Source organism: Burkholderia sp. A2, from assembly GCF_001729305.1.
GTDB lineage: Bacteria > Pseudomonadota > Gammaproteobacteria > Burkholderiales > Burkholderiaceae > Burkholderia > Burkholderia sola.
In genome coordinates this window covers 120,789-143,338 of sequence record NZ_LZXX01000106.1, presented here as the reverse complement: position 1 = coordinate 143,338, position 22,550 = coordinate 120,789, and the positions used below count along the sequence as shown (strand labels likewise).

Genomic DNA, 22,550 nt, shown 5'->3' with positions numbered 1-22,550 from the left:
AAGCGTAGTCCGATTTGGCGCCGCGCGCCCGGCGCAACCGCGCCGAGCGGCGCCCGCCCGTGCTACTCGGCGCGCGCGTCGCGGCGCAGCAGGCCGCTGACGGCGTCGCGCGGCGCGATCCCGTCGAACAGCACGCCGCACACGGCCTGCGTGATCGGCATTTCGATCGACTGCGCGCGCGCGAGCGCCAGCACGGCCTGCGCGCAGCGCACGCCTTCGGCCACGTGGCCCAGCGCACCGAGGATGTCGTTCAGCGTGCGGCCGGCCGCCAGTTGCAGCCCGACCGTGCGGTTGCGCGACAGGTCGCCCGTCGCGGTGAGGATCAGGTCGCCGAGGCCGGTCAGGCCCGTGAAGGTTTCCGCGCGGCCGCCGAGCGCCACGCCGAGCCGCGACATTTCGGCGAGGCCGCGCGTGATCAGCGCGGCGCGCGCATTCAGCCCGAGGCCGAGACCGTCGGAAATGCCGGTCGCGATCGCCAGCACGTTCTTCACCGCGCCGCCGACCTCGACGCCGACCACGTCGTCGCCGGTATAGATCCGCATCGCGCCGTGATGGAACGCGGCGAGCGTGCGCTCGCGGCACTCGGCCGACGCGCTCGCCACCGTCAATGCGACGGGCAGCGACTGCCCGACCTCGCGCGCGAAACTCGGGCCCGACAGCACGCCGTTGCTCCGCTGTTCGGGCAACTCGGCCGCGATCACCTGGTGCGGCAGCAGGTGCGTGTCGGCCTCGAAGCCCTTGCAGACCCAGACGACGTGCGCGGGCACGCAACCCGCGTCGCGCATCGCGTGACACAGCGTGCGCAGCCCGGCCACCGGCGCGGCGATCACGCACAGCGCGTCGTCCGCGGCGCCATGCGCGAGCGCGGCGCCGAGATCGGCGTCGTAGCGCAGCGCAGCAGGCAGCGCGATGCCGTCAAGATAGCGGGAATTTTCGTGCCGGGCCTGCAGCCCGGCGATGAGCGCGGCGTCGCGCGCCCACAGAAGCGTATCGTGCCGCGCGGCCAGATGGCCCGCGAGCGCGGTGCCCCAAGCACCGGCGCCGAGAACGGCTACTTTCATACCCAGCACCGGTCCGAGCGAAACGTCAGTTCAGCGTCGTGCCATTCGGCGCGCCGTTCGGTGCACCTGCCGCGCCGGCCTGCTGCTGAAGCTGCGCGAGACGCTGCTCGTACAGCGCCTGGAAGTTGATTTCGGCCAGGTGGATCGGCGGGAAGCCGGCGCGCGTGATCGCGTCGGCGATGTTCGAGCGCAGGTACGGGAACAGGATCGTCGGGCACGCGATGCCGACGAGCGGATCGAGCTGTTCGTCCGGAATGTTGCGGATGTCGAAAATGCCGGCCTGCTTCGCTTCGATCAGGAACGCGACCTTGTCCTTCACCTTCGCGGTGACGGTACCCGACACGACGACTTCGAACACGCTTTCCGCGAGGCGGTCGGCCTTGACGTCGACTTCGACTTCAACCGACGGCATGTCCTGCTCGAGGAAGATCGCCGGCGAATTCGGCTGCTCGAGCGACATATCCTTCAGGTAGACGCGCTGGATGTTGAAGAACGGTTGGTTTTCGACGTCGGACATGGTGTTTCCCTAAAAGTGGTGACGGGGCGGCCCGGCTTCTCGCCGGCCGCCACGGATGAATCCTGCGCGCCCAAGCCGCGGCGCGGCCGGCGGCCATTCTGCCCTAATCAGGCCGCTTGCAGAAGCGGCACGAGGCCGCCTTCGCGGTCGAGCTTCGACAGATCGTCGTAACCGCCGACGTGCGTGTCGCCGATATAGATCTGCGGCACCGTGCGGCGCCCCGTGCGCGTCATCATTTCCTCGCGGCGGGCCGGATCGCGATCGATCAGCACCTTTTCGATCTGCTCGACGCCGCGCAGCTTCAGCAGGCGCTCGGCCTGCATGCAATACGGACACACCTGCGTGCTGTACATCAAAACCTTGTTCACTTCGCCACTCCTTGTTTGACGACCGGCATCCCGGCCTGCTGCCAGGCGGCCACGCCGCCCTCGAGCACGTGCACCTCGGCGTAACCGGCCGCCTCGACCTCGCGCGCCGCCTTCTGCGACTGCTGGCCGTTCTGGCAGACGAGCAGCACCGGGGTGCTCTTGTTCTTCGCGACCTGCGCAATTTTCGCGCCGATCTCGCCCGCCGCGATCTGGCGCGCCGACGGCAGGTGGCCGGCGGCGAAATCCGACGCGGCGCGCAGGTCGATCACGACCGCGTTGCGGCGATTGATGAGCTGCGTCGCCTCCGCGGCCGACAGGCCGCCGCGGCCGCGGCGCAAGGCCGGCCACGCCAGCAGGCCGCCGGAAACCAGCAGGATCGCGATAAGGGCCAGGTTCGTGTAATGGGTAAAGAACGTCACGGAATGCCGCCGGAAAAAGAGAAATCGGATGAGGACAATCCCGCCATTATAAAATAACCGCCTTGCGCGATGGCGGGCCCGGTCCGGGCGCCGCGCGACGCGCCCCGCTTCCCTATCACTACCGACCGCAAGATCCATGTACAAACTCGTTCTCATCCGCCACGGCGAATCGACGTGGAACAAGGAAAACCGCTTCACCGGCTGGGTCGACGTCGACCTGACCGAACAGGGTCGCAACGAGGCCTACCAGGCCGGCGAATTGCTCAAGGAGGCCGGCTACACGTTCGACATCGCGTACACGTCGGTGCTCAAGCGCGCGATCCGCACGCTGTGGCACGTGCAGGACAAGATGGACCTGATGTACCTGCCGGTCGTCCACTCGTGGCGCCTGAACGAGCGCCACTACGGTGCGCTGTCGGGCCTGAACAAGGCGGAAACGGCCGCGAAGTTCGGTGACGAGCAGGTGCTCGTGTGGCGCCGCAGCTACGACACGCCGCCGCCCGCGCTCGAGCCGACCGACGAGCGCGCGCCGTTCGACGACCCGCGCTACGCGAAGGTGCCGCGCGAGCAGCTGCCGCTCACCGAATGCCTGAAGGACACGGTCGCGCGCGTGCTGCCGCTGTGGAACGAGTCGATCGCGCCGGCGGTGCGCGCCGGCAAGCAGGTGCTGATCGCCGCGCACGGCAACTCGCTGCGCGCGCTGATCAAGTACCTCGACGGCATCTCGGACAGCGACATCGTCGGCCTGAACATCCCGAACAGCGTGCCGCTCGTGTATGAACTCGACGAGAACCTGAAGCCGATCAAGCACTATTACCTCGGCGACCAGGACGCGATCGCGCAGGCTCAGGCCGCCGTCGCGAAGCAGGGCAAGGCGGGCTGACGCCCGGCGCGGCGGCCGAGGTGGCCGAGGTGGCGTTCCGGCGCGGCGCGTCGGGCTCCGGCCTCGGCCCGCACGCCGCGCGAACCTTCGCGGCCCTGCCGCGGTCGAAACCGCTTTCGAACCCCGCAGCGCGCCCGGCGGCGCCCCGGCCGGGCCCTCAGCGGCCTTTTCGACGCTTTTCGCGCCGTTCCACTGAGTAATCGGACGAACAGTTATACTTGTCCGCTACATCCCCGCTACCGCCACGCGCTTCCCGACCGCACCAGACTCTCTATGCGAATGAATTTGAAGAACATCGGCCTGATTGCCGCGGGCCTCGCCACGGGCGTGTTCGCCACGCTGCAGGTTTCCGCATCGGCCGAGCAGACCGCCACGGCGCCGCTTCCCCTCGACCAGCTCCGCCTGTTCGCGGAAGTATTCGGGCAGATCAAGCGCGAGTACGTCGAACCGGTCGACGACAAGAAGCTGCTGACGGCCGCGATCAAGGGCATGGTGTCGAGCCTCGATCCGCACTCGTCGTTCCTCGACAAGACCGACTATGACGAGCTGCAGGAGCAGACGAAGGGCCGCTTCGCGGGCCTCGGCATCGAGATCTCGCAGGAAGACGGCCTCGTCAAGGTGATCTCGCCGATCGAGGATACCCCCGCATTCCGCGCCGGCATCCGTCCGGGCGACCTGATCACGCGCATCAACGACAAGCCGGTGCGCGGCATGACCCTCGACAAGGCCGTCAAGCAGATGCGCGGCGAGCCGGGCACCAAGGTCACGCTGACGATCTTCCGCAAGAGCGACGACCGCACGTTCCCCGTCACCGTCACGCGCGCGATCATCAAGGTCCAGAGCGTGAAGATGAAGATGCTCGACCCGGGCTACGCGTACATCCGCATCACGAGCTTCCAGGAGCGCACGACGCCCGATCTCGCGCAGAAGCTGCAGGACATCGCGCGCCAGCAGCCGAACCTGAAGGGGCTGATCCTCGACCTGCGCAACAACGGCGGCGGCCTGCTGCAGAGCGCGGTCGGCGTGGCCGGCGCATTCCTGCCGCCCGACTCGGTCGTCGTGTCGACCAACGGCCAGATCCCCGATTCGAAGCAGGTCTACCGCGATACATACGACAACTATCGCCTGCCGTCCTTCGACGGCGATCCGCTGAAGAACCTGCCGCCCGTCTTCAAGACCGTGCCGATGATCGTGCTGACGAACGCGTATTCGGCGTCCGCATCGGAAATCGTCGCCGGTGCGCTGCAGGATTCGAAGCGCGCGCAGATCATGGGCAAGACGACGTTCGGCAAGGGTTCGGTGCAGACGGTCCGCCCGATGACGGCCGACACCGCGCTGCGCCTGACCACCGCGTACTACTACACGCCGAGCGGCCGTTCGATCCAGAACAAGGGCATCACGCCGGACGTGCCGGTCGATCAGTACGCGGACGGCGATCCGGACGACGTGCTCGTGACGCGCGAGGTCGACTACACGAACCACCTCGCGAACACGCAGGATCCGAACGAGAAGAAGGAACAGGAAGAGCGCGAGCAGCGCCGGCTGGATCAGCTGCGCATTCTCGAGGAGCAGAACGACAAGAAGACGCCGGAGCAGCGCCAGAAGGATCGCGATCGCAAGCCGATCGAGTTCGGCAGCGCCGACGACTTCATGATGCAGCAGGCGCTCAACAAGCTCGAAGGCAAGCCGGTCCAGGAATCGAAGTCGCTGCTCGCCGAGAGCACGACGAAGAGCCCGGCCGCCAAGGCTGCCGCAAGTGCAAAGGCATCGGGCGCGAGCGCCGCGAAGCCGGCTTCCGCACCGAAGCCCGCCTCCGCGCCGAAGTAAGCGCCGGCCGGCATCCAACGGGCCATCGCGGGAAGACCGCGATGGCCCGTTTTTCATGCGCGCCTAAAATAACGAACGTCCGCCCGCCTCGCTCACGATTCCCCATGAACGACGACCAACTCCTTCGCTACTCCCGCCATATCCTCGTCGACGAAATCGGCATCGAGGCGCAGCAGCGCTTTCTCGATGCGCATGCGATCGTCGTCGGCGCGGGCGGCCTCGGCTCGCCCGCCGCGATGTATCTCGCGGCGTCGGGGGTCGGTACGCTCACGCTCGTCGACGCCGATACGGTCGACCTCACGAACCTGCAGCGGCAGATCCTGCACGCGACGGCGTCGGTCGGCCGCAGCAAGGTCGAATCGGGGCGCGACACGCTCGCGCAGCTGAATCCCGAGGTGACGGTGAACGCGGTCGCGGCGCGCGTCGATGATGCGTGGCTCGACGCGCACGTGCCGCACGCGAGCGTCGTGCTCGACTGCACCGACAACTTCGCGACGCGGCATGCGATCAACCGCGCATGCGTCGCGCACGGCGTGCCGCTCGTGTCGGGCGCCGCGCTGCGCTTCGACGGCCAGATCAGCACGTTCGACTTCCGCGACGCGGCCGCGCCCTGCTATGCGTGCGTGTTCCCGGAAGACCAGCCGTTCGAGGAAGTCGCGTGCGCGACGATGGGCGTATTCGCGCCGACCGTCGGGATCATCGGCGCGATGCAGGCGGCCGAGGCGCTGCGCGTGATCGGCGGCATCGGCAAGACGCTCAACGGGCGGCTGATGATGCTCGATTCGCTGCGGATGGAATGGACGACGATGAAAATCGCGCGCCAGGCCGACTGCCCCGTGTGCGGGGGCCGGCACTGACGCGCGACAGGCATGCGCCGGACCGCGCATGCGTAACACTTCTCTACAGTTAGCGGCGACGAAAACGCCTATGCGGCCGCATCCGCCCGCGGCTCGGCGACCGACAGCCGCTGCAGCGCCGCCTGCACTTCTTCCGGCTCGAACGCGGCCAGCACGTCGGCCGTCGGCTTTTCGAGCGCCTTCAGGTGCGCACGCAGGATCTCCTGCTTCACGACGAGCAGCTGGCTCGGGTGCATCGAGAACTCGGTGAGCCCCATCCCGAGCAACAGGCGCGTGAGCGCCGGGTCGCCCGCCATCTCCCCGCACACCGACACCGACACGCCCGCGCGCTTCGCTTCGCGCAACGTGTACGCGATCAGGTGCAGCACGGCCGGATGCAGCGGGTCGTACAGGTGCGCGACCGCGTTGTCGGCGCGATCGATCGCGAGCGTGTACTGGATCAGGTCGTTCGTGCCGATCGACAGGAAATCGAAGCGCTTCAGGAACAGCGGCAGCGCGATCGCCGCGGCCGGAATCTCGATCATCGCGCCGAGACGCACGTTCGGATCGTACGCGAGCCCCGCGTCGTCGAGCTGGCGCTTCGCCTCGCGGATCAGGTCGAGCGTCTGGTCGATCTCCTGCGCGTGCGCGAGCATCGGGATCAGGATCTTCACCTGGCCGAACGCGGAAGCGCGCAGGATCGCGCGCAACTGCGTGAGGAACATCTGCGGCTCGGACAGGCTCCAGCGGATCGCGCGCAGCCCGAGCGCCGGGTTCGGCGCCGTTTCGTAGCCTTCGTCGAGCGCCTCGAGCGGTTTATCGGCGCCGACGTCGATCGTGCGGATCGTCACCGGCATGCCCTTCATCCACTCGACGGCCCGCTTGTACGCGGCGAACTGCTCCTCCTCTTCCGGCATCTCCTTCTGATGCATGAACAGGAACTCGGAGCGAAACAGCCCGACGCCGACCGCGCCGGCCTCGACGGCCGCCTTCGCGTCGTCGGGCAGTTCGATGTTCGCGTACAGGTCGATCTTCGTGCCGCACAACGTTTGCGTCGGCGAGAACTTCAGGCGCTGCAGCTTGCGTTGCTCCAGCAGCTTCTCGGACTGGCGGTACGAGTATTCCTCGAGAACGATCGGCGCCGGATCGACGATCACGATGCCCTGGTCGCCATCGACGATGATCAGGTCGTCCTGGCGGATCAGCGCGCTCGCATGCTGGACGCCGACCGCGGCCGGAATGCCGAGGCTGCGCGCGACGATCGCCGTGTGCGACGTGCGGCCGCCGAGATCGGTGACGAACGCCTGGAACGACTGCGTCTTGAACTGCATCATGTCGGCCGGCGCGATGTCGTGCGCGACCACGATCATCTCGTTGGTGCCGTTCCGGGCCGCGCCGTCGAGCGCCTGCGATGCGGACGGCGCGCCGGCGAGCGCCTTCAGCACGCGCTCGACCACCTGCTCGATGTCGGCCTTGCGCTCGCGCAGATATTCGTCCTCGATGTCGTCGAAATGGCGCGTGAGCAGTTCGAGCTGCTCGGTCAGCGCCCATTCGACGTTGTAGCGGCGCGTGCGGATCAGGTCGATGGTTTCCTGCACGAGCATCTCGTCGCTCAGGATCATCGTGTGGACGTCGATGAATGCGCCGACTTCGCTCGGGGTGTCGTCGGTCAGGTCGGCGCGCAGCGCTTCGAGCTCGCGACGCACGACGTCGAGCGCGGTGCGGAATCGCTCCACCTCGGCGTCGGTCTGGTTGGCCTCGATCAGGTAATGGGCGACGTCGAGCGCCGCCGGCGCGATCAGGTACGCTCGCCCGATCGCGATACCTCGTGAGACGGGAATGCCATGCAGCGTGAAGGACACGCGCACCTCCTCTGTACAAGTAAAGCCGCGGCACACTGCTGCGATGCGCTTATGACCCCGGTTAGCGATTATAAATTCCGCGACTCCCTGCTGACTGCATGCAGCGCAGCATTGCGCATTTCGCATCAATGCTTCCGACGAAAAAAATGCCGCGACATCCGCGGCATTCTGGCTGGAAACGGCAACGATCCCGCGTAGCGATCACTGACCTTCGCCGAACTTGTCGGCGATCAGCTTCAGCAGCGCGTCCATCGCTTCCCGCTCGTCGGGCCCTTCGGTCTCGATCGTCACGGTGCTGCCGATGCCGGCCGCCAGCATCATCACGCCCATGATGCTCTTCGCATTGATCTTGCGCCCGTTGCGTGTCATCCAGACTTCCGACTGGAAGTTGCCGGCCAGTTGCGTAAGCTTGGCCGATGCGCGCGCATGCAGCCCCAATTTATTGACGATGGTGGTTTCTTGTTGAAGCATGATTCTCGGTCGGGTCGGTCGGGACCGCCGGCGGCGCGCGCAGGCGGGTCGGTCTAAAACGAAAAACGCCAGGCTCAGTGCGATTCGGTGCGCGGCTGCGGTTCGGGCGGAATCGGCGCGCACTGGCCACAGCCGGTTTCGCTCGGCGGCGGCGGCGTGCCGGACGACACCTCGTGGACGCCCTTCGCGCCGCCGGACAGCGCCTTGTCGACCAGCTTGTCGAGCGGCACGGTGCGGTAGCAGACGGCCCGCACGAGCATCGGCAGGTTCACGCCGGCCAGCACGCGCACGTTGTCGAGCTTCGCGAGCTGGCCCGCGATGTTCGCGGGCGTCGCGCCGTACATGTCGGTCAGCACGACCACGCCGTTCTCTTCGCGCAGCCGCGCGAGTTCCGCGTGCGCGAACGCCATCACCTGGGCCGGATCGCTGTCGGCCATCACGTCGATGCAGCCGATGCGGGCGGGCACGCCGCCGTAGATGTGCGCGATGCAATCCCGCAGCGCGGTGGCGAGCGGAGCGTGCGCGATGATGAGGATCCCGGCCATGTCAGATCGCTCCCGGCCGCCCCTGGCGGGCCGATACCCCGCGGCGGGGCAATGAGCGTAGCGAGTATGGGGAACGTTTCATGTTCAGCCTTGCAACAGTGTCGGCCCGACCGCCGGGCCTTCGGTGCGCCGATCACGGCACCGGGCAAGCGGGCATTGTAGCAGGCCGGTCAAGCTGCTCCGGCGACGGGGGACCTGCGCGGCCGCCGCCGGGGTTGTGCGGGAGGCGGCCTACGCGGCCGCACGCTCCAGCGCGTCGACGAACATCGCGGCGACGTCGAAGCCCGTCTGCTCCATGATCTCGCGGAAACACGTCGGGCTCGTGACGTTGACCTCGGTCAGCCAGTCGCCGATCGCGTCGAGCCCGACCAGCAACAGCCCGCGCGACGCGAGCACGGGCCCCAGCGTGTCGGCGATCTCGCGATCGCGCGGTGTGAGCGGCTGCGCGACGCCGAGCCCGCCCGCGGCGAGATTGCCGCGCACCTCGCTGCCCTGCGGAATCCGCGCGAGCGAATACGGCACCGGCTCGCCGCCGATCAGCAGGATGCGCTTGTCGCCCGCCTTGATCTCGGGAATGAACTTCTGCGCCATCACCGAGCGCGTGCCGTCGTGGCTCAGCATCTCGACGATCGAGCCGAGGTTCATGCCGTCCGGCTTCACGCGGAACACGCCCATCCCGCCCATCCCGTCGAGCGGCTTCAGGATCACGTCGCCGTGCTCGGCGTGGAACGCGCGCAGACGCTTCGCGTCGCGCGTGACGAGCGTCGGCGCGACGAACTGCGGAAACTCGCCGATCGCGAGCTTCTCCGAATGATCGCGGATCGACTGCGCCTTGTTGAACACGCGCGCGCCGGCGCGCTCGGCCAGCTCGAGCAGCCACGTCGACGTCACGTACTCCATGTCGAACGGCGGATCCTTGCGCATCAGCACCGCGCCGAACGATTCGAGGCGGCGCGCGTCGACCGCGCCCGCGTCGAACCAGGTGTCGCGATGCAGATCGTCCAGTTCGCCGACGAACGCGATGCGCCGCACGTCGGCCTCGACCGCCGAGCCCGTCCACGCGAGGTGGCGCGGTTCGCACGCGTACACCGCATGCCCGCGCCGGGCGGCCTCCGCCATCATCGCGTAGGTCGAATCCTTGTAGATCTTGAAACGCTCGAGCGGGTCGGCGATAAAAAGAATGTCCATGCGGGTCCTGTACGTAGCGAAGGTCCGTTACACCTGGATCGCTTCGGGGTCGGTCTTTTCCAGTTCGATCGACGACGCGATCAGCGACAGCCGCGCGACCACGCCGTACATGTAGAAACGGTTCGGCGGCGCGGCGCCCGGCTTGGCGCCGGCATCCGGCAGCGCGGTGTGCTCGAAGCCGAGCGGCACGTAGTGCATGCCGGGCGCGTTCAGGTTCTGGTCGCGCTCGCGGCCGCCGTGCGTGCGGTAGAAGCCGCCGACCACGTAGCGGTCGATCATGTACACGACCGGCTCGGCCACTTCGTCGCCAACGCGCTCGAACGTGTAGACGCCTTCCTGCACGATCACGTCGCGCACCGCGAGGCCGGCCTTCGATTCGGCCATCTGCGCGCGCTCGGCCTTCGTCATGCGGCCGATCTCGGCCGCGTCGTGCACGGTCATCACGCCGCGGCCCGCGGTGCCCGCGTCGGCCTTCACGACGACGTACGGCTTCTCGCTGATCCCGTATTCGCGATACTTGCGCGCGATCTTCTTCAGCACGCCGTCAATCGCGTCGGCGAGCGCCTGCTCGCCTTCATGCGCCTGCCAGTCGACGCCTTCGACGTGCGCGAAATACGGATTCACCATCCACGGATCGACGCCGACCATCTTCGCGAACTTCTTCGCGACGTCGTCGTAGCACGCGAAGTGCGTCGACTTGCGGCGCACGGCCCAGCCCGCGTGCAGCGGCGGCAGCAGATATTGCTCGTGCAGGTTTTCCAGCACGGCCGGGATGCCGGCCGACAGGTCGTTGTTCAGCAGGATCGAGCACGGATCGAAATTCTTCAGGCCGAGGCGGCGCTGCGAACGCTCGAGCGGTTCGAGCACGATCTTCTGGCCGTCGGCCAGCGTGATCGGCGTCATGTCGGTGATGCTGGGGTCGAGCGAGCCGAAGCGCACGTGCAGGCCGGCCTGGCGCATGATCGTCGCGAGCCGTGCGACGTTTTCCAGGTAGAACGCGTTGCGGGTCGGCAGCTCGGGAATCACGAGCAGATTCTTCGCGTCCGGGCAGATCTTCTCGATCGCGGCCATCGCGGCCTGCACGGCGAGCGGCAGCACTTCGGACGGCAGATTGTTGAACGCGCCGGGAAACAGGTTCGCGTCGACGGGCGCCAGCTTGAAGCCGGCATTGCGCAGGTCCACCGAACAATAGAACGGCGGGGTGTGTTCCTGCCATTCGAGCCTGAACCAGCGTTCGATCGCAGGCGTCGCGTCGAGGATCTTCTGCTCGAGTTCGAGCAGCGGACCGTTCAACGCGGTAACGAGGTGGGGAACCATGAATCACTCGCGAGCGGGAGAATGAAGATTGTAGAGCAATTGCCTTGCCCATTTGGGGATTGTTCCCGGCTTCGCAAGGATATCGAGGAAGTTTTCGGCTATTGACCCGATAGAGTGAAGGGTTATCCGCTACGGCAGTGGGTGACAGGAGAAAAAAAGCCCGCCGGGTGGGCGGGCCGAAGTCGCTGCGCTCATTCGGGGCGGGCGCCGTCTGCGCGGCGGCCCGCCGTTGATTCGTGTGACTTATTCCACGTGTTCGCCGTGCAGGATCACGTCGAGACCTTCGCGCTCTTCCTCTTCGGTCACGCGCAGGCCCATCGTCAGGTCGATCAGCTTCAGCAGCACGAAGCTCAGCACGCCGCTGTAGACCAGCGTGATCAGCACGCCCTTCGCCTGCAGCAGCAGGCTGCCGTCGAAGCCGCCGATGTCCTTGACCGCGAATACGCCCGTCAGCAGCGCGCCGAGAATCCCGCCCACGCCATGCACGCCGAACGCGTCGAGCGAATCGTCGTAGCCGAGCTTCGACTTGAGCCACGTCGCCGACCAGAAGCAGATCACACCCGCCGCGATGCCGATCACGAGCGCGCCCGCCACGCCGACGAAGCCGGCTGCCGGCGTGATCGCCACGAGACCCGCGACCGCGCCCGACACGATGCCGAGCACCGAAGGCTTACCCTTGGCGATCCACTCGGCGAACATCCAGCCGAGCGCCGCGCAGGCGGTGGCGACTTGCGTCGTCAGCATCGCGAAGCCGGCACGGCCGTCGGCCGCGACCGCGGAACCCGCGTTGAAGCCGAACCAGCCGACCCACAGCATCGAGCCGCCGATCATCGTCAGCACCAGGTTGTGCGGCGCCATCGATTCGCGGCCGTAGCCGACGCGCTTGCCGAGCACGAGGCACGACACGAGGCCCGCGATACCGGCGTTGATGTGCACCACCGTGCCGCCCGCGAAGTCGAGCACACCGTCGGCCGACAGCCAGCCGGTCGGCTCCCACACCATGTGCGCGATCGGCACATAGACGATCAGCGACCAGAGCGTCATGAACACGAGCATCGCCGAGAACTTCATGCGATCCGCGAACGCGCCGCAGATCAGCGCCGGCGTGATGATCGCGAACGTCATCTGATAGACGAAGTAGACCGATTCCGGAATCGTCGACGCGAGGTGGCTGACGGTCAGCGTGGTTGCCTTGTCGCCCTTGATGTAGTTCATGCCGTGCAGGAACACGCGCGACAGGCCGCCGATGAAGCCGTTGCCCGGCGTGAACGCGAGGCTGTAGCCGACCACCGTCCACAGCACCGTGATCACCGCGGTGATCGCGAAGCTCTGCATCACGGTCGCGAGCACGTTCTTCTTGCGGACCATGCCCGCGTAGAACAGCGCGAGGCCGGGGATCGTCATGAACAGCACGAGCGCGGTGGACGTCAGCATCCACGCGGTGTCGCCCGCGCTGATCTTCGACGAATCGACCGAGAACGGGGCCGTCGGCGCGGCCGGTGCAGCCGGCGCGGACGCGGCGGCGGCAGCCGATGCGTCGGCCGCGCCCGAAGCCGGTGCGGCGGCGGTGGCGGATGCGTCGGCAGCCGGCGCCGAAGCGGCCGGTGCGGCGGCGGCCGATGCGTCGGAAGCAGCGGCGGCGGGCGCCGAAGCAGCCGCGGCGGACGCCGCGTCGTCCGCGAGCGCGGAACCGACGCCGGCCGCGATCAGCGAGCCGGCCATCAGCAGGGACATCAGAAGTTTGCGCATCTTGGGTTTCCTCTTGTCGCTTGTCTTGTCTGTTCTGTTACAGCGCGTCCGCGCCTGTCTCCCCGGTGCGAATCCGGATCACTTGTTCGATCGGCGTGACGAAGATCTTGCCGTCGCCGATCTTGCCCGTGCGCGCGGCCCGCTCGATCGCTTCCACCGCCTGGTCCACGAGATCGTCGGACACGGCCGCCTCGATCTTCATCTTCGGCAGGAAATCGACCACGTATTCGGCGCCGCGGTACAGCTCGGTATGCCCCTTCTGGCGCCCGAACCCTTTCACCTCCGTCACCGTGATGCCCGAGACGCCAAGCGCCGACAGCGCTTCGCGCGTCTCATCGAGCTTGAACGGCTTGATGATTGCGGTAATGAGTTTCATGAAGTCCTCTCGCTGGGTTGTCCCGTCGAATAGAGTTGGAATGTTGTGACGGACTCTTCTCAGCAACTCGCATGCCATGTTTGCCCGAACACCGTCTCGAAGGGCTCCGGAACGGGGTCATATCTTGCGGTGTAAGGCGCCAGAGCCCGGCCGAATGGCCAACATCGGCCGGTTTGCTGGCGCGGCGAAAGGATCGTTGCTAGAGTGCACGCACGTCCCGGATCGCCGGGCCATTCACCCATGCGGGCGCCATGCCCGGAATTTGCGCCCCGCGCGCACCATTTCCGGTCATGCGTGCATCATGGGCACGTACGCAACTGAAGATGCACATTTTTTGTGCAAGGAAGGGGAATCACATGAAGCAACCCAGCGACGTTTTCAACGATCTGCAGTCGCGCGTCAGCGATTTGCTGAAAAACTCGCCGGCCAAGGACGTCGAGCGCAACGTGAAGGCCATGCTGTCGCAAGGCTTCTCGAAGCTCGACCTCGTCACGCGCGAGGAATTCGACACCCAGGCACAGGTGCTCGCCCGCACCCGCGTGCGCCTCGAGGAACTCGAAAAGCGCGTCGCGGAACTCGAGCAGAAGCTCGCCGCCCCGCAGGCCTGACGTCCACCCGGCAGCAAGGTCCGGGCGCGGGGCCGCCTCGTGCGCCCCGCGCCCGCCACCTTCCTCCGCTCTTCGTCGTCCGTCGCTCTTCGCAGCACCCTCCGCTCTTCGCAGTCCATCGCTCTTCGCAGTCCATCGCTGTTCGTCGTTCGCAACACCTCGTTCTTTCCCCGCGCCACGCCGGCAAGCGCGCACCGATTTCTCCGATTCCCGCGGCATGCGGCCCCGAACGGCCGTCGCCGCCTGTCATGCAGGAGCCTCGCCATGTCGCTCGCCGTGGTGCGCAGTCGCGCGCCCGCCTCCGGCCGCGCGCCGGACGTCACCGTCGAAGTCCATCTCGCCAACGGGTTGCCGTCGTTCTCGATCGTCGGCCTGCCCGATCTCGAAGTCCGCGAAAGCCGCGAGCGCGTACGCGCCGCGCTGCAGAACTGCGGATTCGAATTCCCGGTGCGCCGCATCACAGTCAATCTGGCGCCCGCCGACCTGCCGAAGGAATCCGGCCGCTTCGACCTGCCCATCGCGCTCGGCATCCTCGCCGCGAACGGCCAGATCCCCGCCGACGCGCTGGCCGGCCGCGAATTCGCGGGCGAGCTGTCGCTGACCGGCGCGCTGCGGCCGATGCGCGGCGCGTTCGCGATGGCGTGCGGCGTCGCGCGGGACTGGCGGGCGGACACATCCGGCGCGGGCGCCGCAGGCGACGCGGGCCTGGATGCCGGCGCACCGCGCGATTCCGTCGCGACATCGCGTCCGCCCGAGCTGTACCTGCCGCTCGACAGCGCCGCCGAGGCCGCGCTCGTACCGGGCGTGACCGTATTCGGTGCGCGCGACCTGCCGGCGCTGTGCGCGCACCTCGCCGATGCGCCGGACGGCCGGCTCGCGCCGGTCGCGGCGCCCTGTCTCGACGGCCTGCCAACGCCCGCCGCACCTGATCTCGCGGACGTCGTCGGCCAGCGCGGCGCGCGGCGCGCGCTGGAAGTCGCCGCCGCGGGCGGCCATCACATGCTGATGGTCGGCCCGCCCGGGGCCGGCAAGTCGATGCTGGCCGCGCGCCTCGCCGGGCTATTGCCGCCGCTGACCGACGACGAGGCGCTGACCTCGGCCGCGCTGCTGTCCGCGAGCCGGCTCGGCTTCTCGCCTGCACAGTGGCGCCGTCGGCCGTTCCGCTCGCCGCATCACTCGTCGAGCGCCGCCGCGCTCGTTGGCGGCCGCAATCCGCCGCAGCCGGGCGAAATCACGCTCGCGCACCTCGGCGTGCTGTTTCTCGACGAGCTGCCGGAATTCGACCGGCACGTGCTGGAAATGCTGCGCGAGCCGCTCGAAGCCGGCCGCATCACGATCTCGCGCGCGGCCCAGCAGGCCGACTTCCCCGCCGCGTGCCAGCTGATCGCCGCGATGAACCCGTGCCCGTGCGGCTGGCACGGCGATCCGTCCGGCCGCTGCCGCTGCTCGCCGGACGTGGCCGCCCGCTATCTGCGCAAGCTGTCGGGGCCGCTGCTCGACCGCATCGACATCCAGATCGACCTGCCCGCGCTGTCGCCGGCCGAACTCACGTCGCGCGCGACGGCGCCCGGCGAGCCGAGCGCGGCGGTGGCCGCCCGGGTCGCGCAGGCGCGCGCGCTGCAGCTCGAGCGGCAGGGCAAGACGAATCACATGCTGAGCGGCCGCGAAACCGACGACCTGTGCCGGCCGACCGACGAAGGCGAGCGGTTGCTGCGCGAGGCCGGCGAGCGCTTCGGCTGGTCGGCGCGCGCGTATTTCCGCGTGCTGAAAGTCGCGCGGACGATCGCCGACCTGGCCGGCGACCCGCTGCCGACGGCCGCGCAGATCGCCGAGGCGATCCGCTACCGGCGCGCGCTGACGGCGCTGTGAGCGCGCTGGGAGGACAAAATCAGGCTGTCAAGACTTGACTTATACACAATTCCACGAATCCGGCCCCGGGTCGCGGCTTCCCGTGGCCTTTGCCGGACGGAATTTGTATCCCGTTGTTTTGATTGATTTTTCTCAAACGGCACACGAGCGACCAAACGGGCCGGAAGGCCGTCCGGCGCGGCTGCGCGGGCAATACGCAGTACTTTTCAACAAAGTTATCCACATGCGCTGTGGATAGTCGAAAAACCTTCGCAAAATCCGGCGATTAGCGTCGAAAGCTGCGAATGAACTTTCAGTTGTCACGGCGTGTCCGAGCGCCCTCGCCGGCCGTCGTCAATCGAGTTTGAACGAGCCGAAAAACTGGTCGAGCTGCTCCTGCGCGAGCGGGCCGTCGGCGATCACGACAGCCTGGTACGCGTGCCGGCCGCGCGCGGCGAGCCGCGCGACGATCGTCTTGTGCGCGCGATCGCCGCCGGCGGCCGCGCCCGCGATGCGGAGCTCGAGCCCGTTCACCGCGCCGCCGGCGGCGAGCGGCACCGGCACCGACGCCGTCTGCGGCGCGCCTTCGAGGTTGCGCGACAGTCCCGCGCGCAGGAATTCGAGCGCCGTGCGCCGCGTGTCGTCGCGGTCGTCGGGCAACGTCAGCGTGCCGACCGCGAATACCGCGCCGTCGACGTGCGCGGCCTGCATCCGCATCGGCATCGACGTACCGCCGAGCGCCACCGGTTGCTCCTCGACGGTCGGCTTCGCCGGCAGATCGATCGTATAGCCGGCGTCGTTGTGCAGCGTGCGCCAGTCGTACGACGGCGAGCACGCGGCCAGCGCCGCGCTCACGCAGGCCAGCGCGGCGAAGTGCCGCAGCGGGCGAAAAAGGGGGCGCAACGAATCGGTGACATCCTTCGGCATGGCGTGGATCGCGGCAGGCAAAACGGGCATTATCCGCCGAACCTGAAATCGGGGATGCGCGGCGGCGGCCGATGCATACGCCGCATTCGCGCTAAAATGAGCGCCGAATTTCGACGTCGATTTCGACGTCCTTTGCATCGATCCGCGTCATCGACTCCGAGAGCACCAGATGAACACCACGCCTCCCGCCCGCCGCAGCACCGGCCCCGTCCGCTACCTCGTCGCGGCCGCCGTCGTCGCGGCGATCGCCGTCGCCGGCTTCTTCGCGTTCAACGGCAAGTCCAGCGTGCCGGACGCGACCTTCACGCTGCTGTCGGGCCAGAAAGTCTCGACCGCCGGCGACCTGAAGGGCAAGGTCTATCTCGTGAACTTCTGGGCGACGAGCTGCGCGACCTGCATGCAGGAAATGCCGCAGATGGTCGATACCTACAATCGCTTCAAGGGGCAGGGGCTCGAATTCGTCGCGGTCGCGATGAACTACGATCCGCCGATGTACGTCGCGAACTACGCGCAGACGCGCCAGTTGCCGTTCAAGGTCGCGCTCGACGACGGCAGCGTCGCGAAGCAGTTCGGCAACGTGCAGCTCACGCCGACGACCTTCGTCGTCGACAAGGACGGCAAGATCCTGAAGCGCTACGTCGGCGCGCCGCAATTCGCGGAACTCGACGCGCTGCTCAAGAAGGCGCTCGACGGCAACGCGGCCTGAGCGCCGCCGGATCCCGCTAGAAGGGCCGCACGCCGCGCCCTGCTCCGCGAAACGGACCGCACTGCGGTCCGTTTGCTTTTCAGCGCTCGGTTTCGCCTTTGGCCGACAGCCCGTAGCGCTTCATCTTCTCGTACAGCGTCGCCTTGCCCACATGCAGCCGGTCGGCCGTCGCCGCGACCGCGCCGCCCGTCTGGTTCAGCGCCTCGGCGATCACCGCGCGCTCGAACTGCTCGATGCGCTCCTTCAGCGTCTGGTCGTTGTCGGCGTCGTCGCCCGCGCCCGTTTCCTGCGGCATGTCGGCCACGCCGAGCACGAAGCGGTCGGCCGCGTTGCGCAGCTCGCGCACGTTGCCCGGCCAGTCGCGCTGCATCAGGCTCGCGCGCTGCCGGTCGGTCAGCACCGGCGCGGGCCGCCCGTAGCGCACGGCCGCATCGAGCATGAAATGCTCGAACAGCGGCACGATGTCCTCGCGGCGCTCGGCGAGCGGCGGCAGCGCGATCGTCACGACGTTGAGCCGGTACAGCAGGTCGCGCCGGAACGTGCCGGCCGCGACGAGCTCGCTCATGTCGCCTTTCGCGGCCGCGACCACGCGGCAGTTCACGCGGATCGGCTGGTTCGAGCCGAGCCGCTCGAGCACGCCGTCCTGCAGCACGCGCAGCAGCTTCACCTGCAGCGCGAGCGGCATGCTTTCGATTTCGTCGAGGAACAGCGTGCCGCCGGACGCGTATTCGAGCTTGCCGACGCGCCGCTTCGCGGCGCCGGTGAACGCACCGGGCTCGTAGCCGAACATCTCCGATTCGAACATCGGCTCGGGCAGCGCGCCGCAATTCACCGCGATGAACGGCTTGTCGTGGCGCGGCGACAGCTCGTGCAGGCTGCGCGCGATCAGCTCCTTGCCGGCGCCCGTGTCGCCGTTGATCAGCACCGACGCGTCGGTCGGCGCGACGTTCGCGATCAATTTTCGCACCTGCTCGATCGCGGGGCTCCGGCCGATGATGCGCGGCGCGACGACGTTCTGTCCGGCCAGCTCGCGCCGCAGCGCGTGGTTCTCGAGCACGAGCTCGCGGCGCTCGAGCGCGCGGCGCACCGTCTCGATCAGGCGCTCCGCCGCGAACGGCTTTTCGATGAAGTCGTACGCGCCGTCGCGCATCGCCTGCACGGCCATCGAGATGTCGCCGTGCCCGGTGACGAGGATCACCGGCACGTCCGGCACGCGCTCGCGGCACTGGGCGAGCACGTCGAGCCCGCTCGCGCCGGGCAGCCGGATGTCGCTGACGATCGCGCCGGCGGTCTCCGCGACGATCGCCTTCTCGGCCGCCTCGGCCGATTCGAACCCGGCGACGTCGAAGCCCGCCAGTTGAAGGCTCTGCACGCTCGCCCGGCGCACGAGCGCATCGTCTTCGATATAGATCACTTGCAGCCGGTTGGCCATCTTGGTCACTTGCTCCTGACAGACCGCGGCGCGCGCGGCTCTCGTTGATGCCGGTCGTTCGCCGACCGGGCCTGCTCACGCTAGTGCGAGCCCGCCGGCTCGGACACGGAGTCCGGATGATGCGTGCGGGCGCGCCGCAGCGTCAAGACGAACAGCGCGCCGCCCGACGGGGCGTTGCGTGCGGTCAGCGCGCCGCCCGCGTCGCTCGCGATCGACGACGAGATCGCGAGGCCGAGCCCGAGCCCGCGCCCCATTTCCTTGGTCGTGAAGAACGGCTCGAACAGGCGCGGCAGCAGATCGGGCGCGATGCCGGAGCCGTTGTCGCGCACCTCGACCGCGAGCGTCGCGACCGACACCGCGATCGTCACCTCGATGGCCGGCGCCGCGACGCCGGCCACCGCATCGAGCGCGTTGCCGAGCAGGTTGATCAGCACCTGTTCGAGGCGCAGGTCCTCGCAGCGCGCGACGAGTTCCGGATAGTCTCGCGCCAGATCGAGCGGCGCGTCCAGCGCGGGCGAGACGGTCGCGTCCTGCAGCGTCAGCGTGAGCGCGACGCCGCGCAGGCGTTCGTCGAGCAGCGACAGCACGCTGCGCAGCGCACGCACGACGAGCGCCTGCTCGTTGCGCGGCTTCGCGCGGCCGACGAACAGCTTCAGCTGGTTCGTGATCTTGCCCATCCGTTCGGTGAGCGCGGCGATCGCCTCGAGATTCTCGCGCGCGGCCGCCTGCTCGCCGCGATCGAGCAGCACGCGCGTGTTGTCGGAGAAGCTGCGCAGCGCCGCGAGCGGCTGGTTCAGTTCATGCGTGATGCCGGCCGCCATCTGGCCGAGCGCGGCGAGCTTGCTCGCCTGGATCAGTTCGTCGTGCGCGGCGCGCAGCTCCTGCTCCGCGCGGATCCGGTCGCCGACCTCCTTCTGCAACTGCTCGTTCGCTTCAGACAAATCGGCCGTACGCTCCTCGACGCGCCGGTTCAGCTCCGCGTACGCCTGTTGCAGCAGCGCGCGGCCGCGGATCATCTCGCGCACGCGGGCACGGCGCATCCGCCAGTAGAACGCGAGCAGCGCGACCGACACGAAGCCGAAGCCGGTGACGATCGTCGCGTTGCGCGCATCGGCATCGATCGGCGCGATCGGCGCGAGCGTGACGAGCTGCCAGTCGGGCTCGCCGATCCGCCGCTTGCTGGCGAGAAAGCGCGGCGCGCGCCGGCCGGCGCCCAGGCGCACGATTTCCGCATCGGCGCCGAGCGTCTGCTCGACGCGCAGCGGCAGCGGCGTGACCGGTTGCCGCGCGTACTGGCGTGTTTCGTAGATCGACGCGGCGACCGGGCCCGTGAGCGGGCGCAGCGTGTGGTACTTCCACGCGGGCACGGACGACAGGAACACGACGCCGTGATCGTCCACGACAACGAGCGGCTCGGACGCATCGGCGCCCTGGAACCATTCGAGGTTGAGCTTCACGACGACGACGCCCGCGATCTTGCCGTCGTGCCACACGGGTTGCGAGATGTAGTAGCCGGGATCGCGCGAGATCGTGCCGATCCCGAAGAAGCGGCCGACCCGGCCGTTCATCGCATCGAGGAAATACGGGCGGAACCGGTATTCGATGCCGACGAAGCTGTCGGGCGCGCGCCAGTTGCTGGCGGCGACGCACAGGCCGTCCGCGCCGATCACGTAGGTGACGGTCGCGTGCGCGTGCTCGTTGAGGTCTTCGAGATAGCGGTTGACGCGGGCGGTGTAGTCGCCGCGCTTCGGCTCGGCGAGCAGATCCTGCACGTACGGATGGCTGCCGAGCAGATAAGGCAGCGATTCGTAGCGGTCGAGCGTGCTCTTGAGCGCGTTGGTGGTGCGGTCGACGCGCACCGCGGCATTGCGCTGCAGTTCGGCGACGCCGCGCTGCCAGGTGACCGTCCACGTGAGCGCGCACGCCGCGACGAGCGCGGCGGCAAGCACGACGAGGATGAGCAGGCGGCGCGTCACGGTCGAGGCTTCCTGGCGATGCGGATCGCCTATTGTGTCATAGGCCTGCTCGTCGATGCCCCGGCCGCCGCGGGTCGCACGGCCGGCCGGCCGTGCCGCCGCCTGCTCGCTCATCGAGTCAGACGCCGGCCGTCTTCTCGGTCGGCGCGACTTCGCCGCCGCCCTTCAGCGCCTGGCGCAGCTTGTTGCGGTCGAGTTCCTTCTCCCATGCCGACACGACGACGGTCGCCACGCCGTTGCCGACGATGTTGGTCAGCGCACGGCATTCGCTCATGAAGCGGTCGATGCCGAGGATCAGCACCATGCCCGACAGCGGGATCGTCGGCACGACGGCCAGCGTCGCGGCGAGCGTGATGAAGCCCGCGCCGGTCACGCCGCTCGCGCCCTTCGACGTGAGCATCGCGACGGCCAGCAGCGTGAGCTGCTGCATCCACGTCAACTCGATGTTGGTCGCCTGCGCGATGAACAGCACGGCCATCGTCATGTAGATGTTGGTGCCGTCGAGGTTGAACGAATAGCCGGTCGGCACGACGAGGCCGACGACCGAACGCGAGCAGCCGGCCTTCTCGAGCTTTTCCATCAGCTGCGGCAGCGCGGCTTCCGACGAGCTCGTGCCGAGCACGATCAGCAGCTCTTCCTTGATGTACGACACGAAGCGGATGATCGAGAAGCCGGTGAAGCGCGCGATCGCGCCGAGCACGACCAGCACGAACACGACCGACGTCAGATAGAACGTGCCGATCAGCTTGAGCAGCGGCACCAGCGAGCCGACGCCGTACTTGCCGATCGTGAACGCCATCGCGCCGAACGCGCCGATCGGGGCCAGCTTCGTGACGATGTGCACGATGCCGAACAGCACGCGCGTCAAGCCGTCGATGAAGTCGGTCACGACCTTGCCGCGCTCGCCGAGGTGCGCGAGCACGCTGCCGAACAGCAGCGCGATCAGCAGGATCTGCAGGATTTCACCCTGCGCGAACGCATCGACCATCGTGTTCGGGATGATGTGCATCAGGAAGTCGACCGTCGACTGCCCGTGCGCCTTCGCCGCGTACGACGCGACGGCCTTGCCGTCGAGCGTCGCCGGATCGATGTTGAAGCCGACGCCCGGGCGCAGCAGGTGCGTGGCCGCGAGGCCGAGCAGCAGCGCGAAGGTCGACACGATCTCGAAATACAGCAGCGCCTTGCCGCCGACGCGGCCGACCTTCTTCATGTCCTCCATGCCGGCGATGCCGGTGACGACCGTACAGAAGATGATCGGCCCGATCACCATCTTGATCAGCTTGATGAAGCCGTCGCCGAGCGGCTTCATGTCGGTGGCGATCGACGGGTAGAAGTGGCCGAGGATCACGCCGACGATGATGGCGAAAATCACCTGCACATAGAGCACTTTGTAGAAGGGTTTCTTCTTCACGATGGTTCCTGCTGAAGTAGATGAGCCGTGGAAACGGCGTCACGCGCGCAGGCGAATGTCTCAGGGGAAAGGCATTCGCCCGCGCGGCTGCCGTGCCGCAACAAGCGATGCCTCAGGACGTCCGGAGGGGGAGGAAGGCAGCGGTCATCGGTTGTCTCCTTGCTTGCTGTAGTAGTTCGGCCGGGGGGATGGCCGTGCGTTTTATATCGCAAGGTCGATGCCA

The 22,550-nt window shown here is 67.9% G+C and carries 21 protein-coding genes; 6 read left to right on the top strand and 15 right to left on the bottom strand.

Going from position 1 to position 22,550, the window contains the following annotated elements; genetic code table 11:
• Positions 1–62: 62 nt before the first annotated feature.
• The 4 genes from A9Z05_RS23615 to A9Z05_RS23600 all read right to left on the bottom strand — a co-directional run bounded on the left by A9Z05_RS23615 (position 63) and on the right by A9Z05_RS23600 (position 2,365).
• Positions 63–1,061, bottom strand: a complete 999-nt coding sequence (locus A9Z05_RS23615) for an NAD(P)H-dependent glycerol-3-phosphate dehydrogenase (protein ID WP_069620239.1) — start codon at positions 1,059–1,061, stop codon at positions 63–65.
• Positions 1,062–1,086: 25 nt separating this feature from the next.
• Positions 1,087–1,578 (bottom strand): protein-export chaperone SecB, encoded by a 492-nt coding sequence (gene secB / locus A9Z05_RS23610; RefSeq protein ID WP_006481561.1) that lies wholly within the window; start codon positions 1,576–1,578, stop codon positions 1,087–1,089.
• A 107-nt stretch (positions 1,579–1,685) separates the two neighbouring features.
• Entirely contained in the window at positions 1,686–1,946 is a 261-nt protein-coding gene (gene grxC / locus A9Z05_RS23605) for a glutaredoxin 3 (RefSeq protein ID WP_006477722.1), read from the bottom strand.
• A complete protein-coding gene (locus tag A9Z05_RS23600; protein WP_069620238.1) occupies positions 1,943–2,365 on the bottom strand; it encodes a rhodanese-like domain-containing protein in 423 nt (140 codons plus the stop codon). Before A9Z05_RS23600 ends, grxC begins: the two co-directional genes overlap by 4 nt.
• A gap of 136 nt (positions 2,366–2,501) precedes the next feature.
• Here A9Z05_RS23600 and gpmA point away from each other — a divergent pair, with 136 nt between their 5' ends.
• From gpmA to A9Z05_RS23585, 3 genes are all read left to right on the top strand, one after another.
• Positions 2,502–3,248, top strand: coding sequence for a 2,3-diphosphoglycerate-dependent phosphoglycerate mutase (gpmA, locus tag A9Z05_RS23595; RefSeq protein ID WP_069620237.1), 747 nt, complete (start codon positions 2,502–2,504; stop codon positions 3,246–3,248).
• 273 nt (positions 3,249–3,521) lie between these two features.
• Positions 3,522–5,075 (top strand): S41 family peptidase, encoded by a 1,554-nt coding sequence (locus A9Z05_RS23590; RefSeq protein WP_069620236.1) that lies wholly within the window; start codon positions 3,522–3,524, stop codon positions 5,073–5,075.
• 104 nt (positions 5,076–5,179) lie between these two features.
• The gene (locus A9Z05_RS23585; RefSeq protein WP_069620235.1) at positions 5,180–5,932 is read left to right on the top strand and encodes a molybdopterin-synthase adenylyltransferase MoeB; all 753 of its coding nucleotides are present in this window, start codon (positions 5,180–5,182) and stop codon (positions 5,930–5,932) included.
• Between the two features lie 68 nt (positions 5,933–6,000).
• Here the strand turns inward: A9Z05_RS23585 and ptsP are convergent, their stop codons facing one another.
• From ptsP to A9Z05_RS23550, 7 genes are all read right to left on the bottom strand, one after another.
• Positions 6,001–7,773 (bottom strand): phosphoenolpyruvate--protein phosphotransferase, encoded by a 1,773-nt coding sequence (gene ptsP / locus A9Z05_RS23580; protein ID WP_069620234.1) that lies wholly within the window; start codon positions 7,771–7,773, stop codon positions 6,001–6,003.
• Between the two features lie 201 nt (positions 7,774–7,974).
• Positions 7,975–8,244: an HPr family phosphocarrier protein gene (locus A9Z05_RS23575; protein ID WP_006477716.1), complete on the bottom strand. Its 270-nt coding sequence runs from the start codon at positions 8,242–8,244 to the stop codon at positions 7,975–7,977.
• Positions 8,245–8,318: 74 nt separating this feature from the next.
• On the bottom strand, positions 8,319–8,789 hold the full coding sequence (locus A9Z05_RS23570; RefSeq protein WP_069620233.1) for a PTS sugar transporter subunit IIA: 471 nt from the start codon (positions 8,787–8,789) through the stop codon (positions 8,319–8,321).
• Positions 8,790–9,020: 231 nt separating this feature from the next.
• Positions 9,021–9,977: a glutathione synthase gene (gene gshB / locus A9Z05_RS23565; protein ID WP_069620232.1), complete on the bottom strand. Its 957-nt coding sequence runs from the start codon at positions 9,975–9,977 to the stop codon at positions 9,021–9,023.
• Between the two features lie 27 nt (positions 9,978–10,004).
• Positions 10,005–11,294 (bottom strand): glutamate--cysteine ligase, encoded by a 1,290-nt coding sequence (gene gshA, locus A9Z05_RS23560; RefSeq protein WP_069620231.1) that lies wholly within the window; start codon positions 11,292–11,294, stop codon positions 10,005–10,007.
• 243 nt (positions 11,295–11,537) lie between these two features.
• Complete coding sequence (locus A9Z05_RS23555; protein ID WP_069620230.1) at positions 11,538–13,043, bottom strand: ammonium transporter; 1,506 nt, start codon at positions 13,041–13,043, stop codon at positions 11,538–11,540.
• A gap of 37 nt (positions 13,044–13,080) precedes the next feature.
• The gene (locus A9Z05_RS23550) at positions 13,081–13,419 is read right to left on the bottom strand and encodes a P-II family nitrogen regulator (protein ID WP_006398175.1); all 339 of its coding nucleotides are present in this window, start codon (positions 13,417–13,419) and stop codon (positions 13,081–13,083) included.
• 356 nt (positions 13,420–13,775) lie between these two features.
• Here A9Z05_RS23550 and A9Z05_RS23545 point away from each other — a divergent pair, with 356 nt between their 5' ends.
• The gene (locus A9Z05_RS23545; RefSeq protein ID WP_006489451.1) at positions 13,776–14,027 is read left to right on the top strand and encodes an accessory factor UbiK family protein; all 252 of its coding nucleotides are present in this window, start codon (positions 13,776–13,778) and stop codon (positions 14,025–14,027) included.
• A 264-nt stretch (positions 14,028–14,291) separates the two neighbouring features.
• A complete protein-coding gene (locus A9Z05_RS23540; protein ID WP_069620229.1) occupies positions 14,292–15,896 on the top strand; it encodes a YifB family Mg chelatase-like AAA ATPase in 1,605 nt (534 codons plus the stop codon).
• A 333-nt stretch (positions 15,897–16,229) separates the two neighbouring features.
• On the opposite strand, the gene A9Z05_RS23535 is transcribed toward A9Z05_RS23540, so the two are convergent.
• Positions 16,230–16,802 (bottom strand): hypothetical protein, encoded by a 573-nt coding sequence (locus tag A9Z05_RS23535; RefSeq protein WP_069620228.1) that lies wholly within the window; start codon positions 16,800–16,802, stop codon positions 16,230–16,232.
• A gap of 169 nt (positions 16,803–16,971) precedes the next feature.
• Between A9Z05_RS23535 and A9Z05_RS23530 the strand changes: the two genes are divergently transcribed.
• The gene (locus A9Z05_RS23530) at positions 16,972–17,508 is read left to right on the top strand and encodes a peroxiredoxin (protein ID WP_069620227.1); all 537 of its coding nucleotides are present in this window, start codon (positions 16,972–16,974) and stop codon (positions 17,506–17,508) included.
• A 79-nt stretch (positions 17,509–17,587) separates the two neighbouring features.
• On the opposite strand, the gene A9Z05_RS23525 is transcribed toward A9Z05_RS23530, so the two are convergent.
• The 3 genes from A9Z05_RS23525 to A9Z05_RS23515 all read right to left on the bottom strand — a co-directional run bounded on the left by A9Z05_RS23525 (position 17,588) and on the right by A9Z05_RS23515 (position 22,327).
• Positions 17,588–18,940 carry a sigma-54 dependent transcriptional regulator gene (locus A9Z05_RS23525; RefSeq protein WP_069620226.1) on the bottom strand — a complete coding sequence of 451 codons (1,353 nt, stop codon included), beginning with the start codon at positions 18,938–18,940 and terminating at the stop codon, positions 17,588–17,590.
• Between the two features lie 80 nt (positions 18,941–19,020).
• Positions 19,021–21,030 (bottom strand): ATP-binding protein, encoded by a 2,010-nt coding sequence (locus A9Z05_RS23520; RefSeq protein WP_069620225.1) that lies wholly within the window; start codon positions 21,028–21,030, stop codon positions 19,021–19,023.
• A gap of 4 nt (positions 21,031–21,034) precedes the next feature.
• Complete coding sequence (locus tag A9Z05_RS23515; RefSeq protein WP_069620224.1) at positions 21,035–22,327, bottom strand: dicarboxylate/amino acid:cation symporter; 1,293 nt, start codon at positions 22,325–22,327, stop codon at positions 21,035–21,037.
• Positions 22,328–22,550: the final 223 nt, after the last annotated feature.